At 41.4% G+C, this 15145-nt stretch carries 11 protein-coding genes; 2 read left to right on the forward strand and 9 right to left on the reverse strand.

Features of this window, described 5'->3' with window-relative positions:
- Positions 1-126: 126 nt before the first annotated feature.
- Positions 127-2850 carry a bifunctional diguanylate cyclase/phosphodiesterase gene (locus QZ562_RS04255; protein ID WP_293757250.1) on the forward strand — a complete coding sequence of 908 codons (2724 nt, stop codon included), beginning with the start codon at positions 127-129 and terminating at the stop codon, positions 2848-2850.
- 214 nt (positions 2851-3064) lie between these two features.
- Positions 3065-3292 (forward strand): DUF2855 family protein, encoded by a 228-nt coding sequence (locus tag QZ562_RS04260; RefSeq protein ID WP_293757252.1) that lies wholly within the window; start codon positions 3065-3067, stop codon positions 3290-3292.
- Between the two features lie 249 nt (positions 3293-3541).
- On the opposite strand, the gene QZ562_RS04265 is transcribed toward QZ562_RS04260, so the two are convergent.
- The 9 genes from QZ562_RS04265 to QZ562_RS04305 form a co-directional block, all read right to left on the reverse strand.
- On the reverse strand, positions 3542-4162 hold the full coding sequence (locus QZ562_RS04265; protein ID WP_293757254.1) for a YigZ family protein: 621 nt from the start codon (positions 4160-4162) through the stop codon (positions 3542-3544).
- 4 nt (positions 4163-4166) lie between these two features.
- On the reverse strand, positions 4167-5042 hold the full coding sequence (locus QZ562_RS04270) for a DMT family transporter (RefSeq protein ID WP_293757256.1): 876 nt from the start codon (positions 5040-5042) through the stop codon (positions 4167-4169).
- Positions 5043-5369: 327 nt separating this feature from the next.
- Complete coding sequence (locus QZ562_RS04275) at positions 5370-5897, reverse strand: hypothetical protein (protein WP_293757258.1); 528 nt, start codon at positions 5895-5897, stop codon at positions 5370-5372.
- An 11-nt stretch (positions 5898-5908) separates the two neighbouring features.
- Complete coding sequence (locus QZ562_RS04280; RefSeq protein WP_293757260.1) at positions 5909-8641, reverse strand: LruC domain-containing protein; 2733 nt, start codon at positions 8639-8641, stop codon at positions 5909-5911.
- 650 nt (positions 8642-9291) lie between these two features.
- Positions 9292-11805 (reverse strand): CoA transferase, encoded by a 2514-nt coding sequence (locus tag QZ562_RS04285; RefSeq protein ID WP_293757262.1) that lies wholly within the window; start codon positions 11803-11805, stop codon positions 9292-9294.
- A 1217-nt stretch (positions 11806-13022) separates the two neighbouring features.
- Positions 13023-13367 carry a hypothetical protein gene (locus tag QZ562_RS04290; RefSeq protein ID WP_293757264.1) on the reverse strand — a complete coding sequence of 115 codons (345 nt, stop codon included), beginning with the start codon at positions 13365-13367 and terminating at the stop codon, positions 13023-13025.
- Between the two features lie 32 nt (positions 13368-13399).
- On the reverse strand, positions 13400-14068 hold the full coding sequence (locus tag QZ562_RS04295) for a DUF4386 family protein (protein ID WP_293757266.1): 669 nt from the start codon (positions 14066-14068) through the stop codon (positions 13400-13402).
- 130 nt (positions 14069-14198) lie between these two features.
- A complete protein-coding gene (locus tag QZ562_RS04300; protein ID WP_293757268.1) occupies positions 14199-14582 on the reverse strand; it encodes a hypothetical protein in 384 nt (127 codons plus the stop codon).
- A gap of 111 nt (positions 14583-14693) precedes the next feature.
- Positions 14694-14969: a hypothetical protein gene (locus tag QZ562_RS04305; RefSeq protein WP_293757270.1), complete on the reverse strand. Its 276-nt coding sequence runs from the start codon at positions 14967-14969 to the stop codon at positions 14694-14696.
- Positions 14970-15145: the final 176 nt, after the last annotated feature.

Genomic DNA, 15145 nt, shown 5'->3' on the forward strand with positions numbered 1-15145 from the left:
AAAAATAATCAAAGGTTTTATATACTGCCATTGATATCATTTTTATTTCTTCTAATGCTATTCTTATTCCTTCGTTATTACCTGATTAAACCACATGTAGTTAGCCGATTGCCCTCAACCAATAGTGTGACAAAGCAAGTTATCAATACATTTGACGTTTTTTTAGCTGAGCGAAAACGTGCAGTTAAAGCTGTGGCAATTTCCTGGCCTGAAAGGCATACAAATATACTAGATTGGTTAAATATTCACGCTGCCAAAATGACCAAGTTGCATCCAGACATCGCTGATATAGGGTGGATAAGTCCCGAGTTCACGGTTCGTTGGTCTTTAGCCTCTAAAGAACATGCTTTCGTACTAGATAGAAATATTGCTGAATTTGGTATCAATACCGATGAACTTAAGCTCATTGGTGAAACTTCCAGTTCGTATCAAGTCAATAATTCATTAGTCTTCTACGCGATTAGAATCGATCCCGATAATGCTCAGCTAGGTTATCTGTTAGCAAGCTTTGACATACAAAAATCCTTAGCTTCTATGTTAGGTGGTCTAATTAATCCAGAATTTGGGTTTACTATTAGTGATAGTGAAAACGAAAATTTGTTATTGAAACACAATGTTTTTGTGGATGATGAGACAATAGTGTCTCAATTGTTCAACTTTGCCGGTCGCACTTTCATGTTAAAGCAACATCGCGATAAACCGGATTTTAAAATGTATGATTTGATATTTTGGTCAGGCTCAATCGCTTCTGGCTTTGTTAGTCTATTTTTATACTGGCTAATAATAAACGTTTTCAGACACGGCAAGAATCAACAATATTATCGAGGTATCAGTGAAGATTCTCTTGACAGTATTCTTGTTTATCAGGCCTTAGGTGAGAATAACAGCGATATAATAGAACTTGTATTGGTTGATGCCAATAAAGCGGCTATTAAATTGTTGAATATTGAGCGGTCCGCATCACAGCCAATTAAGCTCAGTCAGCATTTACAGTTAATACAAGCTAAGCATCTTTTACCTAAGATTAATGATGTAAACCAATCTGGCTTAGCGTTCGGGTGTGAATTACACCTAAACTCATCCAACATTAGTCAATGGCTTAAATTGCGAGTTGCCAAAGCCGGTGATGGGGTTACGATGACATTCAGCGATATATCTCAACACCTAATTTCCCAGAGAAATCTGCAACGCAGCGAAGCGAAATTTCGACGTTTGATTGATGGTCTCAGTGACCATTATATATACTCGAAAGACCCCTCTGGCAAATTTACTTTTATAAGCCATAGTGTTAAAAGAATTCTTGGATATGAGGTTGCGGATTTCCAAAATAATTACGAAAAATATTTGGTCAATTTGCCAAACAACATGGATGAGATACGCTTATCGCAACTACGTGGCGAACAAACTAAATCCTACACTGTGGTTTATATTTCTGATTGTTTGCAGGAAGTGATGATTGAATACCATGATTCACCAGTGTTCGATGGAGCTGGTAACTTGCTCGCGATAGAAGGTATTGGACGTGATGTCACGGCCGAATTGAAATTAAAGGATCAAATTTACTACCAAGCCAATTACGATAAGTTAACTGGTTTGCTCAATCGTCACGCCTTTGATGTCGAATTACAAGGTCTCCTTACACGATTGAAGACAACCCAAATGCATGCTTCCTTATGTTACATAGACATAGATGAATTTAAGTTAATCAATGATACCTGCGGTCATCTTGCTGGTGATCAAATGCTGCACAATATTGCAAACACACTTGGAAAAAAGTTGGATAGTGATGATGTTTTAGCTCGCGTGGGTGGTGATGAATTTTGCATGATATTAACGGGTCTGGACAATAAAAATACGGAATCGAAGGTACAAACTATTCTGGATCATGTGGCAACCAATCCATTTTTATGGGAAGACAAAGTATTTCATGTCAGCGCGAGTATCGGTGTAGTGCATATCAAACCTAAAATTTCAGACGTAATAAGTTTGATGAAATCAGCTGATAATGCCTGCTATAAAGCTAAGATAAACGGTAAAAATCAATTTAGTGTATATCAGCACAACGGGTTGCTAGAAGCATTTCGCAAGCAAGAACTAGATGTGTTAGAGGTATTACAGGATGCAATCGAACACAACAAACTTCAACTGTATTTTCAAACTATTAAACCACTGGGCTCATTAAATACTAATCACAACTATGAAATCTTGTTACGCATGTTCGATGAAAATGGTGCTATGGTAAATCCAGGCGTTTTTATCCCAGTTGCAGAACGCCACGGCTTAATGTCTCGGGTAGATAGATGGGTATTTGAACACACCATAGACTTACTTGAGCGTCATCCTAAACACACCCTTAACCTGGATAAATGTGCGATCAATTTGTCGGGCGCTAGCCTCAATTCCCCTTCATTATTAACCGCCATGTTAGAACGATTGCAACGCACTACTGTGCCGGCTGAAAAACTATGTTTTGAAATTACTGAAACTGCTGCAGTGATGAATCTAGACACGGCTGGTAAAATGATTGATAAAATTAGACTTCTAGGGTGTCATTTTTCACTCGATGATTTTGGTGCCGGCATGTCCTCATTTACCTATTTAAAGAACATGAACGTTGACTATGTAAAAATTGATGGCTCATTTGTTAAAAATATGTGTCATGACGCCAGTGATTTTGCCACGGTCAAGGCTATTCATGAAATTGCTAAAAGCATGGGTAAACAAACGATTGCAGAATTTGTAGGTGATAAGAAAACAGAACAACTATTGCAGCAATTGGGAGTGGATTTTGCCCAAGGTTATGGCATTGCTTTTCCTATGCCTATACTGCCAATGTTATCTCAAGGTTAGTTGGTATTATTTGGCTTACTGGCAGCGATAACATGCAGTAGTGTTGAACCCGCGAGTTTTGTGTTGACCAATAACACTAAAAATCAGCTAAATATATAGCTTGAAAAAGTACTCTCAATGGTCAGGAAATTTTTGCTGAGCGATAAGCCAATATGCTTCTAGTTAAACAATGTGAGTCAGCATGGTGGTCATATCATCTAAATGTAACCTAGAAATGATCAGCAATTTAAGCATTTATGACAACACAATGACCTATGAAAATCTGATTGAGATTGACGCATCTAAGCCAACAGTGAAAGTGGATATATTTGGAAATAGAGATGTGTTAAGAAGATTACATAAACGTCTGAGCAACAGTATGAAGCTTTATTCAAATGTTGGTTTCACTCATTCGGAAATGGTGACATGGGCCCTGATTTTATTCAGCAGCCCAGTGACATAATTTTCGAGCCTAATCATATCCAAAAATGCCTCAACAAAAACGCTTTAAATAGTGGGTTTCAGAAGTATTCGAACAAAAAACTCCAGTTTTTATGCAGTTCACTTTCCGCAGAAGTGCTGGCTGATTGAAGATGACTCAGCTTAACGGATTACATGATTTTACCTAAGTTTATCAAGATGTGTGTAAAGGTTAGGTTAACCCTAAAGCCGGATTAGTCCTTGAAATGTGATGAATAGGTAAGTCCATGCGTTAATCAGTGCCCGGCAGAGAACACACAACGTTGCCCGCTGTGATATTGGTGAGTTCAGTTTTAAACGTGCTCAGTTCACTTCTTGCAATGGCAATACTTAGCGTCACTTGCTGAGCATAATTCGGTTTAATATCCTGAACATCATAACGTTCTAGTAATCGAGATATATTGCCATCATGAGTATAGTCGTAGGTTAATAGTAAGGTGGTGCGAGCAACCTTAAGCTTCATGGGTAAATCTGTTAGCACCAGCGCCACAGCATCAGAATAGGCCCGTTGTAACCCGCCAGTGCCAAGCTTGGTGCCACCAAAGTAGCGAACAACGACCACCACAATATCACCGTAACCACTGTATTCGAGTACTTTTAACATAGGCATGCCTGCTGTTCCACTAGGTTCGCCGTCATCACTCATGGAACGAATAGTCGTATTGGGTGCCCCCGCTATATAAGCCCAGCAAACATGATTAGCGTGCGGGTGTTGTTTACGTAACGTTCGGATAAAATCCTCTGCTTCCTTGCGACTGACGGCAGGCGCAGCGAAGCTTAGAAATTTGCTACGCTTGACTTCTTGCTCAATCTGGTATTTTTTTGCTGGGACTTGATAGCTTGGTAACCTCAAAATATTAGGCCCACATCACTAAAATCGCGGCCACAGCGATAAGCAATAAACCTATTACTTCATGTTTTTGTACTTTGTTTTTCAACCAAATGGTGGCGACTAGCATGGTTAATAACACTTCAACTTGTCCCAGTGTTTTTACATAGGCGACATGATGCAATGACACCGCACTGAACCAACAAATAGTACCAAGACAACTAATGATGCTAGTGGCTAAGGTTATCTTTGCGTTATTTTTCAATGCTACAAACGTCTTTTTGTTTTTTACTGAGATATAACTCACAAGTAAGGTGGTTTGAATGCATAACACCCATAGCAGCACCCAAGCTGCGCTATGGGGGAATGGTACATTTAGCAAATGACTCGCCTCCCTGACAAATAATGATGTTAGGGCAAAACAAGTGCCACAAGCCAAACCTATTGTCACCGTCTTAAGGCTTAACTGACCTTTTCTGCCACCACCGGACAAAACAAATATTGCCGCCGCACCTACCAAAATACCTATCCAGCCAAACCAACTTAATTGACTGCCAAAGAATACAGTACCTAATACTCCTGCCACCAAGGCTTCGCTTTTAGCCAAGCCAGCACCCACAGTAAAGTTTTTTTGTTTAAATAGAATAACCATTAAAGAAGTAGCAGAAATTTGCATTACAGAGGCGAGTAAAACAAGGAATACAAATTTTAGGGAGAACTCAGGGATAGTTTGATGTGAAAAAGTATAAAGTATGATCAAGTATGTCAATGCAATAGGTGGCGCAAATAAAAAACGCGCTAAGGTGACACCAGAGGTACTAATATGTTCACTTAGTTTACTTTGCAAAGCATTACGAAACGTCTGTAACACCACTGCACCCAGTGTAAAGAAAACCCAATTCACAGAACATCTCTAATCAACCTAAAAGATGATCATACCCCACATAGGTATAAAAGTTTTATCACCGGATCACATAACTAGTATTTTTGACGTCTATCTAACTCAACTTGTTACTCTGGTGTTTTATTCGCTGTTTTGGGTCTCTTTGATTTAAAAAATGTGTAGGCCCACGTTCGACTAACCGTTTTGGCTCGCCAATCCTGTTGCCATTTACCTGTTTTTTATCAATCGTTTGTGACAGAAAATCAAGGCCAACATTGAAATGAAATCCAAAGCTTATGAGTTGACCTATTCACTACCACTTATTCACTAACACCCATTCTGACATCACTAAAAACGCCAATCATTGATAAGTGGTTTTTTTATACCATCCATAAACCACAATGCGGCCACCAAACCTTTTGTATCGTTGGTCACAGTAATGACGGCTTCGAAGTTAATATCACTCAATGACGTTCTGAGTAAGCAGCTACTGTAATTAATACTATAACTTCCATCGCTATGCTGCTGATAATCACTACATAAAGATAAATAGGCTGCCTGGTAATCATCTTCCGAGCGAGAAATCTTTAGTTTAAACGAACGTTCACTATTTAATGCAAAACCATTAGGTACCACTATCTCATGGCTAGTTTGTGCTGCACTTTTTTTAATAACCTCAGCTTCCATAGGTTTACTCTCCTGCAAGCTAAATTCAGTGACAACAGGTTGGCTTTGAACCGGAGTAGGTAACGGGTTGCTTGGCTGACTATCATTTGTCCCTGCAGTCGGATTTACTGTACTACTTTCTGATCCGCCACCCCCTCCACATCCAGTTAATAAAGTACTCAATAAAACAAAGCTGTATAGATGGTTCATATATCACCTCTTTAATTAGAAAAAATATTATTTGTGTTGGCATTTTCAGGTATGTACCAGTCAGCATCCACAAGACCTTCATTGGCAATAAAACTAGAAAATAAGGGATATGCATAAATTACATCCATATATTCCAAGGAATATTGCATTTCAACACCGACATTGATTGCCCACGGCATGCCATTCTCACTTACAAAGTAGCGCCCATTTTGTGGCTCACTTCTATCATCCCTGCGACCGAAGAAATCGGCTCTAAAAGCTTCTGTTGGCGCTTTATCCGGTAAATGTATCTCATACGCTCTTCCCGGTGGCAGACCAAATGCTAAGCTATGATCATATCCATCACTCGCAAATAAGAACGGGTCGTAAGGAAACTCTGGCATTTGCAGACTGGGAATAGCATTGGTCATTGGTAACGTCATAGAAAAGCCCATTTGAATATCAGTACCACAACCTGGTTCTGTTCGATAATAGTTGCAATTTATACCCGCACTGACGAAGTCCCACACATCATTGGTGACGATGGCTATTGCCTCATTGCGAGCCAATTCGAGGGGAGAGGTATTTTGTGGTATGTCGTTAATGGTATAACGAATGGCATCTTCATCGACTGTACTTCGTAAAACACCGGGTAAACGAAATGCAAAACCATTGTGATGTAATGCGCCTACGGCCGCTATCTGCCCTTCTAATTTAATCCGAATAACTTCATCATTGAGCTTATATTCACTGATACGATAATTCATCACTAAGTCATTAAAATCATAGTCGCCTATTGATGGCCAGTTATCTTCAAAGGCAATGGTTGCCCACTCAGAAGCACTAGGGTAGTAACTTATGCTGACATTAAGCTCTGTAATATCAACCTGATGATCTTCAACCTCCCCATCACTGAAACTCCCAGTTGGTTCTAACCCACCGACACTACTGAGTCTAAAGCGAGCCCATGTGTTACCTGCCTCAGCCCATTCAGGGACGTCATAAGCTAGCGTATTACTACCTTGTATTACAGCTTGGGTATCAGCGATTTTTTCATCGGATCCAAACACACCATTTCCGTCAAAATCTATCCAAGCATCAACAAAAGCGGGTGTTGATGCGATAAGTTCCAGTAGTGCAGAATTACCGACTTCGAGACCTGTAACAAAAGCCACACCGTCTTCATCATCATTGCCATCTGTTACGTCATCACTGAGGGGAAATTGATAGCTATCAAATTCGGCGTCGACACCAGATCCCATAAAAATCGTATTATTTTCTGTACTGTGGCTAGCGCCATTATCAGCAACAAGGCTGCTGTATGAGGCGGGTGCATCACCAAAGTCAATCGTAGCTTCAGGAGGTGCGTCAGCTATTGCTTGAGTGATCGACGCGGCCATTCCGTTAGTACAACCTGTCTGTCCGATAACGCTATCTGCACCAAACTCGATGAAATTCGTCGCTGAATAAGCACCGCCACAATCATTAGCTATGCCCTCTATTACTGTATTAGCTCCCGTTTGAACGAAGCCCTTAGCAAGAATAAATCCAGTGGTTTCGGCACCTGCACCTAACTGTGTATAACCAGCTGCACCCGGTTTGTCACCCAGTACATTCCAAATTATAGTGCTGTTATCGGTTACGTTTAACAATATAACCTTCGCATCAATAGCAAAACTCAAGTAGTTAGCAATGTTAAAAATCCATGTACCATCCACACCTTTGCCATCAAGTGTGAGGGTTTTTCCACCAGTAATGGTCAGATAATCTATGGTGCTGTAGATGCCCGCTTCGAGCGTTTCGTTATTCACTCCAAAAGTAATTGAGACGAGCTCAGTTCCTGTTCCCAAGTCTTTCAGTGCTGTTTGCATCGTCGTAATTAACACTTCTTGATTGGTTACTAATAAGGGAGGAGGGGGGACTAACAAAGAATTCGCCGTGAGGATCCCATCAATTTGAACACCAGCACCGATGGTGGTGGTGGTCCCAGCATCAACATTGCCATGAAAAATTGAACCTGCACCGACAGTGACGGTGGTTCCAGCTAAAACATCGCCGGTTACCTCAACAAGTGTATCAAAGGTTGCGGTAGTTCCGGCTACGATACTGCCATCGATTATGGCGCTAGCACCAACGGTGGCGGTGGTTCCCGTCTGAATAAAACCATTTACAATAGCAGCGACGCCGAGCGTTACAGTAGATCCTGCTTCGATATAGCCAACAACACCTGCATCAGCACCTAGGGTGGTAGCTGCTCCAGCCTCTACATTACCCGCAAATATTGCATTTGCAGCTAGTGTAACTGCAGTGGCACTTTGAACATTACCCCCAACTGTGGTGCGAGCCCCCGCCGTTATGTAACCACTGGCATAAAGCGACTGGTTATTTAGGTCTGAATCCGCCAGAGATTGAGCCGCTACTTGTGCGCTAGACACAGCAAAAAAAATCAAGGTAAAAAAGTACGAATTTACCCATGTAAAAAATGATTTTTTACGGCATGGCTGTGAAGTATTAGATAAATTATTAGCACTGTTTAGATCATAATGATCTGTTACTTTAGGATTGAAAATTGTGAATTTGTTTAGTAGATCGCACTTCCAATGGCCTTTGCTGCTATCAATTACCCTGTGTTGTGTATGGCATGTAATCCGCTTTTGAGCCATTTCTTGGTGACGACTTAAGCAAGCACTGGCTAACAACCAGACATCAACGTCACTACTTTTCACTCTATAGTCGTCACAAAGATAAACATTATACTTTTGCATATTTCTACCCTCTTTTTAAATATATTTCATATGTATTTATAAGCTGAGGAAGCAAGCAACGTACCAAACCCAGATAATTATAAGTAACTGATTATTAATGGTATTTAAAAAAATTAGGATTTTTGTATTTTTATTTTGCAAAAGATTTTCATTCTGCTAATCGATTTTAAGTCATAATCTGACACAGAGCAGGTTTTGAGTGGGATGAGTGGACATTGGCTATGTTTGTTAGCTGTATATCTACATTTTCAAAATGGATAACATTTAAAGGTTATAAGTCAGCTCATTGCTTTGAGCCCCAACAAAGTAGTAGGTGAGTGTTGCTAAAGTGATTAAAAACCCTTCCCAGAAGCGCTATTGTGGTTTGAGATTTTTATCTTGGGCTCTTAAGGTGATAAAGTATCCTTCTATAACCAAACTAGCTTGATACTGCTTATATTTAGCCACTTTTTTTCTTTAACGCGAGTAAAAATTGAATGTATGTAGGCACTCATTGCATGATGACGGTAACCAAGATTATCAAGAAAATGGGTCTCTGTCGTCAGTATGCAATGCACTCACATGTGGCCTGTTGCAACGGTAACAAACTGATGTCATAAGTGTGGCGCATAGCCCCTTTCGGGGCTAATTAAGTTATAAAACCACGCACTTTAACTGGGTAGATATTCCTCGCTCCAACTATCGCTGATGTCTCCTGAAAGCAAAAGTTTTTTGATTGCCTCTTGCCCATAACCCAATTCTTCCAAAATATCTCGTGTTGAGCTGCCAAATTTTTCGGTTGGTTGCAGAGCATTAACTGGACCCACTGCAGTACGTACAGCATAGGGGTCGAGTTGTGTGACTTCGTGGCCGCTTGGGTGATTGGGATAGTAAGAAAAAGAATAGCTGCCGTTTTGTGTGCCAGGTGAGCCATCTGCAAGTCGAGTGTTTTCAGCCCGCAGTGCGTCGATGTTGTTGCAAATTGCTACGCCGATGTCAGCTGCGTGTAAGCGCTCAACCCATTCATCCGCAGAAAATCCCTGAAAGGCTTGGGACAAAAATGCTGCACGGCCTTCTTCAGGCACCTCTGCTATGCCTTCTAATCCCTCAACTTTATCCAGCTGCAGCAAGTCGCGTTCATAAGCGCTAAGTAGAACGTATATGCCCGACGCGGTGCTATAAAAACGGGTCAATGCATCGTAGCCATTAACTTCGGGCCCAGTGGGTTCATTAAATAGCCCGCGACCATGATAATCATAACAAAAGGGGATCTGCAGTAGCCCTGAATTAGCAGCAAGAGATGTTCTTCCGCGTCCAATTCGACCATGTCGATATTTTTGATACAGCGCAGCAGCTACAGCCAGTGCTCCACCAAACCCACACATTACATCGATTGTGCCAACATGAGCATGTTCTTCGGGGCGGTCCATTGCGCCGCCAAAACGAAGCATAATACCAGTGACCGCCTGCACCAAATCATCGTAGCCAATATAATCTGTTCTCACTCCACGTCGAACACCACTATAACAATCCAGCTTACAAAATAGGACGTCAGGGTTGAGCTTACGTAAAGATTCTTCGTCTAAGCCCATACGCTTTATTTGACCATCAGGCGCATTCCAAACGATCACATCTACCGTTTTGATTAAGTCCTCAAGTACTTTGAGGCCATGGCGGCTTTTTGAATCAGCAAGTATGGAACGTTTTCCACGCCCTTGTGACAGGCCGTACATGACCGTGTTCCAACTGTCGTACATAGGAATAGCGGGGTCAAATTTGACGACCTCTGCCCCAAAACGAGCTAAATAGCTTGCCGAATGTGGTCCAGCGATAACATTACACATGTCCAGTACCTTTATCCCAGATAGCCAGCCAACATTCGGCGCGTCTTCGTCTCGGTCTGGGATGTCGGTGCGGATTTTTTTGAGTGTAGACAGCGCCTCGTTATATTCGACCCAACGACGTGGTTTTGGGTTGATTGCTTCTTCGCCACTTTCTTCCATCCAAACGACTGGCCCTGGTTGGGTCATCTCACCATAGACGGCATCAACGACATCAACCATCAATCCTGATGTCTCTGCATATTCATCGTAGATCCACTCTTGCAGCCATCTTTGTGGTGCAGCAGGAATACCTGCGCGGCCAAACTTCTTTTGCCATTCGTGGGAGGTACGCGACAAAAAGACTTCTTTCATTCGAGCCGCTAGTTTGTCGGCCCAGTCCTTGGGCATGGGATAAACTCCAAGTGAGGTCGGCGAGGCCCAGTCTGCGACTGGTTTGTAGGTGTCAGCTTCTTCAGTTAATCCTTCATCGACCATTTCTTGATAAAGCCCTAGTACTTCAAGGCAACGACGGGCGTGATATTTATGGCTCGGGCAGACTACGTAAAACATTCGGCCGTCTTTACACATGTAGCTGCGAAAGAACGGATCCAACAGTTCTTGGAGATCTTCATAACTGACGTTCAGTGGCAAACCTTCGACTCGACGACGATCGATCTCTTGCTCACGCTGGGTAAGATAACGTTCAGGAATATCGACTACTTTGATTGAGTTATAGCAAAGCCCTTCCATCACTGCAGCAGCTAGTGGCACCTCAATCTGGTCGCCAACACCAGTCAGCTGACGTGATTGCAGGGCTAAAACGACTGAGGAAGCACCGATTTGAGCGGAATAGGCAGAAGCCAGAGGCAGCGGTGAAAACGATGGATTGACGCCCATTAAAACGCGGTTAAGCCCCATATCGGTAAATACGCCGGAGGTCGCCGCTACAACACTTTCGAAGGCTCGCCAGTTGCGTCGCACAGGGTCATTCGAAGCAAAGCCGGGTAACGATAAAGTGATCAATTCGGGCCGTTCAATACGCATCTGGACAAAATCTATACCTAGATTTTTTAATTTATCAGGTCGAAAGTTTTCAACTAAAATATCAGCTTCGGCGCACAACGCATGAGCACGTTCCAACCCCTCTTGCGACTTCAGATCTATCGAAACAATCAATTTGTTACGGTTTAGGATCGCAGTTGCAGGACTGTCCCACATGTCGCCACCAGGTGGATCGATATGGACAACTGTTGCACCCAAATCGGCCAGCAGCATCGCGACAGCTGGGCCTGCGATGTATTGACCAAAGTCGACAACTTTCACACCTTCAAGAGGAAGTCGTGATCGAGTAACATTTTTCATAGTTTCTCCGGTATTTTATTGATTAAATCTTGTATAGCCTTTGCCGCGAGCATAGACAATCTCATTTCATCAGCATATAACGCTAATAAATTCGCCAGCCCAGACCAATTGTGCTGAATGATAAGCCAACTAGATAAAGTAATACGTAACCCTTAGTTATTATTTAGGATCAAGCACAATGAGTTCTTTAAGTTATTCAGCCACCCCTTTTGTTTGAGCTTTTTCAAACTTTGGCCTTGCACGACGCAAAACCAACCGCACACACAGCGCGTTTCACTCATTAGCCAAAAGTGACCAGCATTCATTTTAAAAAATACAGTTTCTCTTTTTTTCTCGAAACTTTCTATTAACAATTTCACCATGATGCGCACTTTTACAAAATAATCATATAAAGCGAACTCGAGCATGTCATCTAGTTCATGAATCTCTGTGTCATTTTCGAATGAGACAGCAGGAAATTTTGAGTGTTGGTGAGAGCCATGGTTGGCGAAACGTAACCAGCTCAGAAGTACATATATGTCGTAAACCACATAACAACGCATTTTAAGGTAGCACTCAGCAAATAGATTTCTTTGTTAATTGTTAATAACGGGTTAGCAGTTTAAACGGTAATAGACCACCGACTAGGTATAATTAATAACGTTGACGATTAACAGAGTCATAAGTGAGGCGTTAATGGCTCCCAGTATCCAACTTTTTGTAAACGAGAAATGGCACGATGCTGCGAACATTGAATTCAAGTTCAGCACTAAATGGTAACGTCACCCTGGCTTATCATTCTGAGTTTATTGTAGCGGTACATTCCTGCGGACAGCGAGATTAATGGGCCTGCACCCTAAATACTGAAGTCAGTGAAGTTCCTAAAAATTACCTACATTGGCCGACATTAATCGTGCTTTATTAACTGGCGGCTTGACGCTGGGGCAAGCCGCTCGACGGATACGAACCAAGTTGTACCAAATGTCACAAACTCAATATGCCGCATTTATCGGTCTACCTGCAAAGACCCTCGGGATATCGAAAAGGGTAATACCGACCCTAAATTATCGGTATTAAGTAAAGTATTTCGACCCGCTGGAATGAATGTTATTGCTCAAGCGAAGTAATCTAAGGTAATGAAATGTGGATACTCCTCATTCAATGATCAGCGGACTTTGAGTAGAGATTAAGTCAAAAGCATCGCTTTTGCTGACTTAAAGTTTTAGGTTACTTTGTAATTAAAGTGGATGTCCTGCTAATTGTTTTGCTTGCCGTATTTTGTAACTGAAGAAAACTGCCGAGCTACTAAAGAAAATTAAAGTCACCAGAAAAACTATGTCAAATGAAGTAATCGATGCTTTTAAAACTACCGAGACGACAACTAGTAAGCTGATTAGAGATAAAATTATTCTGACCCAGAAAAGTCTGTACGCGTTCAATAACAAACCAACTATGAATAGAGCCATAGAAGCATAATTGGTGAGTTGATTTAACTCGCCAGTACTCAAAAAATAAAGCCCTGAAAACGCAACTGCAATGGCTGAATTTCCAAGTGCTTTGTCATTCATATCCTTTGACCACATTTTTAGCACCTAACGCCTCAATCAGCCGGCGCCTAAGCGGTCGGCTGGATTGATTTGTTAGCATTTTCTTGAGTTAGCAAACATATGCCCAGCCATATAAACCAAACAATTTGTGACACACCAAAAATTTCAGTAAATAGTTCATCAGGATAAATCGTTGCAATACCCGCTATACCTACAAAATATCCAAGATAATTAAGTCTCCGAGGCAACCAGCCCTCTTGTATAGCTGCTGCACTAATTAAGAGAACCCAAAGTCCACCAACTAATTCATTTCCACCACCTATACTTTCTGTTATTACTGAAACTGTTGTCCACATATCAAGCGCTTTCTCCGGACTTGCTTCCATCAGATCGATTGCATGAGCAAGCCCGATATTCGAGATCATGCCACTTGCTATCACCAGACCAACCCAAATGACACCAAATACAGACCCAATTGTAACTACTGGATTATTTGTATGTTTGAGCCTTTCATGCATGCCAATAACCAGTACAGCTAGAAGAACACCAAATCCCACGTACATTAGGAAATAGATCATTGAAAAGAGTAACTGATTTTCTGCCAAGTGAGTCATTTTTTCTACCGGACTACCATCGGCTGGGTATGACCAAAAAGCACCAAAGTATACAAAAGCTACAATATAGATAAGCCCTTCAGAAATGGATGAAATCCCCGCCAGTTTTTGTATACCTTTCATACAATAAAACTCCATTTGTTATAATGCTAATGCCGCAATTTACGGACGGAGTGGGATGGCGGCTTGTTTGCGTGTTTTTGCAAACAAGGTGACAGCTCACGGAGGTCGGCAAGATTGCCTTGTTAAAATCTTAGTCTAAGTCCGAGATTACAAAGTTATTTAGCTTTACTGGAATTCTAGTAAACCCTGCAATATGGCTAAACCAATACCTGTGAAAACCGTCTTTTACTCTATATTCTTTATAACCAGCCAAACCTCTAGTTGTAACTTCAATAGCCGGAATGTTAGCTGTACTTTTAAAACCACGAACTATCTCAGTTACAGATTCATTGTCACGAAACCATAGCTGACCATTATTACGCGCTGGAGTTTCTATTTCATTTAAATTTAACAAAAACTCATACGAGCTAAACGAATAATACTCTCTTTGGTTACCAGATGATAAAGAAACCGATAAAGCTATCTTTTCATCAATTTCAAACTCAATCTTTTTATTCGGGCACAATACTTTCATTGAATTTTAACGCCCCTAATAAACGACGCAAACTTGTTGGCTAAAATGGCGAGGTACGAAACCCAGCCAGCGAGTTGGCGTCCGGTTGATTGGTTTGTTATGTTGCATTACTTACCGCTCCTGCATTTTGCGTTGCCGGCGAGAATGGAACGGTATTGATACCAAGCAAGATACCATCAGCATCATTACAAATCCGTTAAGCACTGCTACAAAAGTAAATGGGTCGACTTCCCCATAAATAAAATAATCAATTAGAGGCAATATAAATGGAACCACAAACGTCGGAATAAGAATAGCTAAAATACGATTATGAAACCAATAGTGAAACGCGGCTGCAATAATCGCAAGAACAGGTATTACTAAAAGAAACCCGATTGAATCTCCCATGTGCAATCTCCTTTGCAACATAACAATTTATTCGACGTCACAAAGGGATCTTTCACACCCCCATTTATGTCGTCTATAGTTCGGGCCATATTTTTACTCGGCCTCTACGGGTCTCTTTTGTAAACGTTTTCTCATCATCAAGCAAAACATAGTTGTTGAAATACCCCTAAATGTCC

This window comes from uncultured Paraglaciecola sp. (genome assembly GCF_913058035.1).
In the GTDB taxonomy this organism is placed as follows: domain Bacteria; phylum Pseudomonadota; class Gammaproteobacteria; order Enterobacterales; family Alteromonadaceae; genus Paraglaciecola.